General features: G+C 43.6%; 7 protein-coding genes and 1 riboswitch. Of the genes, 5 read left to right on the plus strand and 2 right to left on the minus strand.

Going from position 1 to position 8,110, the window contains the following annotated elements; all coding sequences use genetic code 11:
- Nucleotides 1–119: 119 nt before the first annotated feature.
- A riboswitch (SAM riboswitch) is annotated at nucleotides 120–249 on the plus strand.
- 96 nt (nucleotides 250–345) lie between these two features.
- The 4 genes from AC6I5A_RS11135 (at nucleotide 346) to AC6I5A_RS11150 (ending at nucleotide 4,096) form a co-directional block, all read left to right on the plus strand.
- On the plus strand, nucleotides 346–1,545 hold the full coding sequence (locus AC6I5A_RS11135; RefSeq protein ID WP_034615765.1) for a homocysteine biosynthesis protein: 1,200 nt from the start codon (nucleotides 346–348) through the stop codon (nucleotides 1,543–1,545).
- Nucleotides 1,546–1,549: 4 nt separating this feature from the next.
- Nucleotides 1,550–1,951, plus strand: coding sequence for an NIL domain-containing protein (locus AC6I5A_RS11140; protein WP_034615768.1), 402 nt, complete (start codon nucleotides 1,550–1,552; stop codon nucleotides 1,949–1,951).
- Entirely contained in the window at nucleotides 1,952–2,704 is a 753-nt protein-coding gene (locus tag AC6I5A_RS11145) for a UPF0280 family protein (protein ID WP_034615771.1), read from the plus strand.
- A gap of 336 nt (nucleotides 2,705–3,040) precedes the next feature.
- Entirely contained in the window at nucleotides 3,041–4,096 is a 1,056-nt protein-coding gene (locus AC6I5A_RS11150; RefSeq protein WP_034615775.1) for a DUF6385 domain-containing protein, read from the plus strand.
- A gap of 229 nt (nucleotides 4,097–4,325) precedes the next feature.
- On the opposite strand, the gene AC6I5A_RS11155 is transcribed toward AC6I5A_RS11150, so the two are convergent.
- Both AC6I5A_RS11155 and AC6I5A_RS11160 read right to left on the minus strand, forming a co-directional pair.
- Nucleotides 4,326–5,342, minus strand: a complete 1,017-nt coding sequence (locus tag AC6I5A_RS11155) for a DUF6385 domain-containing protein (protein ID WP_034615778.1) — start codon at nucleotides 5,340–5,342, stop codon at nucleotides 4,326–4,328.
- A 69-nt stretch (nucleotides 5,343–5,411) separates the two neighbouring features.
- Nucleotides 5,412–7,382 (minus strand): glycosyltransferase, encoded by a 1,971-nt coding sequence (locus AC6I5A_RS11160; RefSeq protein WP_497900683.1) that lies wholly within the window; start codon nucleotides 7,380–7,382, stop codon nucleotides 5,412–5,414.
- A gap of 323 nt (nucleotides 7,383–7,705) precedes the next feature.
- On the opposite strand from AC6I5A_RS11160, the gene AC6I5A_RS11165 reads away from it, so the two are divergent.
- Nucleotides 7,706–8,110 (plus strand): hypothetical protein (locus AC6I5A_RS11165; RefSeq protein ID WP_497900684.1); only part of this gene is annotated, 405 nt, incomplete at its 3' end.

Genomic DNA, 8,110 nt, shown 5'->3' on the forward strand with positions numbered 1-8,110 from the left:
CGGCACCTCTGACCTGTAACATAGGATGAACTACCTGTAATAATATACAGATAGTGCATATTGACATGATATAAGACAAATGATAGAATCAAATGCAATGATTAATTGAATAATGTATGCTCTTATCCGGAGTGGTGGAGGGACTAGCCCAATGAAACCCGGCAACCCGCTTGGCACGCCATGATTTTCATAGCTTGCTCAAAGCATGGTGCTAATTCTTGCAGAAGAAATTCTTCTGGCAGATAAGAGGAGCGTCGATGATATGAAATTTTGGCCTCTTCTAGCTGGGAAGAGGCCTTTTCTGTACACAAAGTGTCTAATAATAATCAGGAGGTGGGGACATTCATGAGTGTTGAAAAGACGTATGCGGAGATCAATACCAAAATTAAATCAGGTAAAGCAGTTGTCGTGACGGCCGAAGAACTTATCGCCTTGGTGGAGGAGAAAGGTCTTTCCCAAGCAGCACAAGACGTCGACGTGGTGACAACCGGTACCTTTGCGCCAATGTGTTCCTCGGGTGTTTTTTTAAGTTTTGGGCACACAACACCACGGATGAAAATGCAGAAAGTTTGGCTGAACGGGGTATCCGCCTATGCAGGCCTAGCAGCTGTTGACGCCTATATCGGTGCGACGGAGATGCATGAAGATGACCCACTGAATAGTAATTACCCAGGTGAATTTAGGTATGGTGGGGGCCATGTCATTCATGATCTTGTTGCACGCAAACCGGTAAAACTAAAAGCGTTGGGATATGGTACAGATTGTTACCCACGCCGAAATCTTGAAACCATAATTACGTTGGATGAGATCAATGAGGCAATTCTTTTTAATCCTCGGAATGCTTATCAGAACTACAATTGCGCAGTGAATCTGACCAATCGAACTATTTATACGTATATGGGAATGCTTAAACCTCGTTTGGAGAACGCTAATTTTTCAACATCAGGACAACTTAGCCCGCTTTTGAAGGATCCTCAGTTTAAAACGATCGGGGTTGGCACAAAGATTTTTCTCGGCGGAGGTATTGGATATGTCGCTTGGAACGGGACACAACATTTCCCGGCGATGATGAACGTTGAGGGTAAGGAATTGGGTTGCGCAGCAGGGGGGACACTTGCAGTCACAGGGGATCTGAAACAAATGAATCCCAGATGGCTGGTAGGCACCAGTTATCTGGGATATGGGGCAACCCTTAGTGTTGGGATCGGAATCCCTATCCCTATTCTCAATGAAGAAATTGCTCGCTATGCAGCCCTGAAGGATGAAGAATTGTTTGCTCCCATAGTCGACTATGGGGAAGCGTATCCTTCGTTAACACCGGGTAATCTGGGGTATGTCAGTTATGCAGAACTAAAGAGTGGGAAGATCAAGGTGAATGGCAAGGAAGTGCATACGGCTCCATTGTCCAGTATGCCACGGGCTCGGGAAATCGCCTCAACCTTAAAGGTGTGGATTCAAAAAGGGGAATTTCAACTGACAGAACCCGTCAAAACTCTTCCTTCACCCGCTGACGGCATTATCGCTCACTGTATTAAGGAGGTTTGATAAAATGTCGCCTAAAAGAATAGTTTTGCGTTTCGGGACAGATATCTCGGTTAAACCGATTGTTTATCGTTTGGTTAAAGACTTTGACTTGGTGGTAAACATTGTAAAAGCGGATGTCAACCCTCAAAAAGAAGGAACGATGATCTTGGAGGTAACCGGAGATCAAAGTGAAAAAGGACTAAGCTATTTACGTAATCTAGGGGTTTCGGTTCAGGCCCTTAATCAGGAAATTGTGCGTAATGAAGAAAAGTGTGTCATGTGTGGGGCCTGTACAGGCATTTGCCCTACCAGTGCCTTATATATGGATCGCCCGTCGATGGAAGTCCGCTTTGATGGAGACCAATGTATTTTTTGCCAACTTTGTGTGAAAGTTTGCCCGATGAAGGCCATGGAGGTTCGTTTGTAATTGGATTTCACAGATCGTTTTTATCGGCAGGATCACCGCCAGGTGGATCTGGTGCATTTTCAGGTGGTTGTGGCGGAAACTGACCTGGATATCGGGGTTCGTAAAGAGAGGTTTTCTTCTGAACTTGTGGCCTGGGTAGAAGAGACGATTCGGGCTTGTCGAAGACCGCTTGAGGACTATATCCAGAGAGACCCTGGTTTTCTGAGTGCCTTAACGCCTTACACTGTTTTACCGGATGCCCCATTAATGGTTCAAACTATGGCAGAAGCCGGGCGTCTTGCTGGAGTGGGGCCGATGGCTGCCGTTGCCGGCGCCGTGGCAGAGTCGGTTGGGAAATCAATCGCCAAACGCTCACGGGATGTGATTGTGGAAAATGGTGGAGATATCTTCCTGCGTTCGAGCCGTATTCGGAAGGTTGGAATTTTTGCGGGGGATTCACCGCTATCGAATCGGGTAACCATAGAGATCCGACCGAACGAAACCCCACTGGGGATATGTACATCCTCGGGTAAAGTGGGGCCTTCCTTGAGTTTTGGTAGAGCTGACGCAGTTGTTGTACTTTCTCCTGCAGTGGCTTTGGCGGATGCGGTAGCAACCGCCTGTGGGAACTTTATTCAGTCGACAGACGATTTGGCAAAAGCCCTCGAATTTGCCTCAGGGATCAGAGGGGTTAAGGGCGTTTTAATTATTAAAGATGATCGCTTGGCAGTTTGGGGAAGTGTGAAGTTACTGCCCATGAATATTAAAGTGTAGGTGTAGATTACCAGGAGTTGATAGAATTTTATAAAAGGGAAGGCGTTAGCTTGTGATTGGCTAATCCCTTCCCTTTTATTATAGATTGGTAGAAAAAAAGAAACCTCCTCGTCAGGAGATTTAAGGTTTTGCGCTCACGTCTTTAGTTTCTATAGACCACTTGTACAACTTGGATAACTTGTACAAGACAAATTTAACACGAATCACGGCAGGAATCAATGCCCACTTTTTGTCATTAATCTTAAACGTATATAAATTTAGTGCTATTTTATCAGTTTGACCGATATGATAGATTGACAGCTCTTGGATAATCGCCTGGTGATGGAGGGTTTTGAGATGAAAAACAATTTCCCGGGGATGTTCAATGAACTATATAATGGAAATTTCCAAATAGAAAGCAAGAACCAATCTAATTTTCCAGACGCTTGGCTTCAAATTGGCGGGAATCACCAAACGAGCTGGAATTTTATAAATGCGCCCCTGGAAAAGCCTGTTTTGGAGATAAAGAATACGACTGCTCTTAGAGCAGGAATTGTCCAAACATACGAGGCTTCTCTTGACGTGCGTAAAGATGAAGATTGGCAGATATTAATGTTCTTCAAAAGTGGTATGCCCGAACTGCAGGCCTATTTGCGTATCTACCCCATTAGATCAAATGGTGACGTATCTAAACCGTGGGAATATAGCTTTACTCCTGGGTTGAAGCAAGAGCAGTTTAAGCAGGTTATAAGTGTATGTTCCGAGATTAAGTTTCTGCGCTTAGAGACGGGCGTTTTAGGGCTGGGCGACTTATATATATATAAACTGATCGCGTATTCCCTTACCCCAAATCGTATGAAAAGGCGAGTGAAAAAAGCAAAGAAGGAGATTCAAGCTATTAATCATATACAGACTATCGGAGAAATAATAAAGCCGATTCACCTTGCAATGCCAATTCCTTTAAAGATCCCGGTCACAGTTCAGGCGAATGTTAATGCGGATATTCGGGACCTAACGCCGACTCGCGACAGGGTGCAAATTTTCGGAAGCAGTCAAGCTCCTTTCGCCACGTCAGTTAGCGGTCGTGCGCAAGTGGAAATCAGCGGGCACGAGTTTCATGAAAGTATCGAAGATGTTACAGCTAACCAGACAATGTCCGCAACAACAACTCGTGATGTTTCTGCTTTGCTGCGGTTTTCTTTTGTGGTCTATAATTTTGGAGCAGTGTCCGCGCGTGTGCAAGCAGAGCTTAGCCCGAACGGCGTTCATTGGACGGCAGCGGGTGAACAACAAGAGGTCGGTCCGGAAGAGTTAGTCATTGTCTCCCCTGTAAGTTTTCTGCGTTACACTAGAATATCTTACAAGTCGGATGATTTGACCACGTTAAGAATTTGGGTACAGGCTCAAAGTTAGAAAAACATTTTAAGCAAACCCCCATAACACCGCCCACTCCCCTTCTTCATAGGAAGATAAGTGGCGCACATTACACATCGCTAATTTAATCCCTTGATAAACTTCGTCTGAAGAAAATTTTTATTATGAAGGTGAGGTAAGGTAGAGGTGAAACTCTTAATCGTGTAGAGGCTAAGTTGGACGTTCTGCAACTGGAAACGGCACGTATTTGAAGGATCAAATGAGCTGATTAACTCTGGGCTTGAAACCAAACTTTCAGCGGAGTGGCCACACTAGCCCGGTAGACTAGCCGATTATAGCGTAAAAATAATGATGGCGTAAAAACCTCCAAAGTACCCGCTTTAACTTCCCGGTCCGGTGTATCCGCTGACCATACCAATCCGTCGGGGCTAATCTGGAGCTGAACAAATGACGAGGTAGCCCCAGAATTAGAAACTGCAAATGAAAACATATTCAGACTCGATACATCTTGAGCTATTGAGGCAGCTGGAGCAATATTGGCCACCACGTTTTCTACGTTCTCTCGGAAAACGTGACCGGCCATCTGTACTTGCAGCAAACCATCAAAGGTACTATTTACTGGTGTTCCGGTACTTCCATAAATACGCACTCCATCACGGGTCGGGGTAAGATTCCGGATATCCGCGGTTACGAAAGTGCTTACATCAACATGAATTGGCACCGGGCTAATTACTTTTACGGACACGGGCATCTGGATTTGCCCGATACTATCGACATGCCGGGCATAAACCTGCCCTTTCTCATCAAGACGCAGAACCCGATTCGGATAAAGACGATAAGCTTCAACTTCATGAATAACTAACTTGCCTTCGCCGATTATGCCAATCTCCAGTAAGATTGCATTCGTACCCACGGGCGTTGCAAATATCTCGCTAAAAACTTCGGGCGTAGATCCTGGCGTTAAGGAAAAGACCTTTTGGCTTACCGCCCCGAAAAATACTTTAATATAAGATGCCACTTCCGCCGGTTCTGTTTCCAAAATGGCTTTGACTTCCCAACGTTGGATTTCGCCTGCTTGAACTGTAGTATCCAAAGCTTGGGCAATACCTGCTCGCTGACCTCCGGGGTGAAGAATTGCAATTGCCCGTGGACCTTGCACAGGACCAAGCCACTCCCAACGGGTTGTAGTGTCACCGCCTTTCTGAACCCATCCATCGGGGAATTCTGGAATAATTTCTTGAGATAGTAGGAAATCCCCATTATATACTTGATTTTTTATATTCACACCTACTACCCCATTTCCTTAAAACCATTTACCAGATAAAAAATAGGCCCAAAATGTTACAGATTTGCATTAAATTCCGATCAGATTCTCCTCAAGTTCTTGGATCTGATTCATCCTATGTTCATCGGGGAAATAGTGCATTTCCTCTTTCAGTGTCTTAAGGGCCTGTTCCTGGTGTAGACGTGCCTTTTCCCAAATTATTCTAGGAGTATTTAATCCGTTCTTAATAGCCTGTTGTAAATTCAGAACAGCTGTTTCTAAATCTCCGAGAGCCCAGCAGGTTTTACCCAGATAATAATAAACTAGCGGGTAATTACTGCCTATTTCCAGGAGAGATAGGAATTCAGCCTTTGCCAATTCATATTTTTCATAATTATAGTACAGTTCTGCCAGTAAATAAGATGGCCGCTCTTTTAGTATCGGTACAAGGTTATCAAAGGCCGCATCTACCTGGTTGCTATCCCCCAGTTCAACTATCAGACCCATTAATTCTTTAGCCAGGTTATATGACTTCTCTTGGATAATACCAGCTTTGTTTGCATAACTGCGGGTAAGAAGGTTTAAGACATATACCGTAGATGGATCAGCCTGAGCATTTTTTATTTGTCTCCGGCATTCAAGGGCGTTACGGTAATCCTTAGCTATCCAATAGTACAATAGTATATATTGCAAGGCCTTAATATAGAGGTTCTTGTCCTGGGTAATGTTGTGAAATGCATCCACAGCCTCAGTGTACTTTTTGATCCTCATCAAACATAAACCCTTAAAAAGCAATATTTTTTCTGATATTTGTCCATAGTCCTCTAATTGATTTATTCGGTCAAGAGCGAGTTGATAAGCACCTTCATGATAAAAGATCGATGTAAGTTCGGACTGTAAATTCCTAGCGCTTAAATCGAAAACTCGATTTAAGGAATCAATAGTATAATCGGGATTAATACGGGGACGAAGTATGGTTATCATTCTTCTGAGGGGATCAATCAGATAGGGGTTGTTTTTGAGAGATTCATAATAATAAATCAGGGCGCCGTCCAGATCCATAAAATACTCTGATATACTTCCCAGCAGGTACAGACTAGTGTATTTACAATGATAGTAAAAAAGGTCACGATAAGGCGGCGGGGAGAAGCGAGCGAGGGCTTCTTTTAGAGACGGCAGGGCCTGTGAGTAAAGCCCAAGGTCTTTATAGATTATACCCTTGAGGTAATAAAGGTCTGCTGAATCAGATCGCATATTGAGAGCATCATTTACGAAGGCGAGAGCTTCCGAAGATTTACCCAGCATATATAAACTGATGATAATTGAACGCTGCAGATCAGGGATATTAACGGCCTGGCAGTAAGACTTGTCGTAGGCAAGCTGAAAATACTCCAGCGCTTCTAAAAATTTGTCATGATGGTAGTATTCTCGTCCCAGTAAAAAGTATTTTAACGGTTGTTCACTTTCTCGTTCCAGGACCTGCTGGATAAGCTCAATGTTTCGTTTCAATCTATCGTGGTCTGTGTTATCTTCTTTGGTGCAACCATGATGAAGAATAGTGATGTTTGAGGCTGTTTCAATCACAACTGAGGGATTCTGATCAATTATACTATCAATAATCTGCTCTTGAATAATGCCCTGATATCGATAATGTTTATTATTTCTAAATAACCTTAGCTGTAAAGAAGATCCGGCCAGAATTTCGTGCTGGTTATTTGAAGGTTGGCGTATGGTCAGAAGGTAGGCGTCAACATCCGGAGTCCGTATTTTTTCTTGAAGAAGTTCATAAGATTTACTTTCGATTTCTTCATCTCCGTCAAGTACCAGAATCCATTCACAGCTGGCTTTATCCAGGCTGTAATTCCGGGCGGAACTGAAGTTGTTTTCCCATTCAAAAGAAAATACCAGCGCACCAAATTCAGAGGCAACCAGTAGGGAGTCATCTGCCGAACCAGTGTCTACGATAATGATTTCGCTGGCGATAGCTTCAATACTAGAAAGGCAGCGGCGCAGGCAATTTTCTTCATTGTTAATAATCATGCAGATGCTAAGAGTAGTCACTCCAAAATCATCCCTTTAGTACTCTAATTATCTGATGGCTAATCGCGACTAATTGAGGTTCGTATGCTGGATATTGGGCTTCACATAACATACGCCTTTGGAGATAAGTTCAACTAAATTACATATGGAGTTAAAATTCCATATGTAGTAAGTTTCCTCTATATAATATGTAAAACGATGTATCTGGTGCTTGGGGCCTGAGTATAGAAGAAGTTGGAAGAACTAGAAGTAACTTTATGTTTTTTTTTCATATACTAAATTAAGGCCTAGACCAAGCTTATATACCCAAGTTTATTGAATTTGGGAGGAAAGGAGAGACAATAATGCCAAACTATAAAGTATTTCAGGATAATCCCAATTCTTTGCCAGTAAAAATATATGGGATAGATAGCTCTGAAAATGTTCAACCGCTTCTAACCACTTCGAGTGGTATTATGAACGTAACAGGCGATATCGCGGTAAGTGGTCCCGTAGAAATAAGTGGGAGTGTAGCCGTAAGCGGCAGCGTAGCGGTGAGTGGTCCCATTGAAATCAGTGGTAGTGTAGCAGTAAGTGGTCCCATTGAAATCAGTGGTAGTGTAGCGGTAAGTGGTCCCGTAGAAATAAGTGGGAGTGTAGCCGTAAGCGGCAGCGTAGCGGTGAGTGGTCCCATTGAAATCAGTGGTAGTGTAGCAGTAAGTGGTCCCATTGAAATCAGTGGTAGTGTAGCAGTAAGTGGTCCCGTAGAA

This window comes from Desulfosporosinus sp. Tol-M2 (genome assembly GCF_059735615.1).

Coding starts and splice junctions, on each gene's coding strand:
- AC6I5A_RS11135 (WP_034615765.1), top strand. CDS start 346: ATGAGTGTTGAAAAGACGTATGCGGAGATCAATACCAAAATTAAATCA.
- AC6I5A_RS11140 (WP_034615768.1), top strand. CDS start 1,550: ATGTCGCCTAAAAGAATAGTTTTGCGTTTCGGGACAGATATCTCGGTT.
- AC6I5A_RS11150 (WP_034615775.1), top strand. CDS start 3,041: ATGAAAAACAATTTCCCGGGGATGTTCAATGAACTATATAATGGAAAT.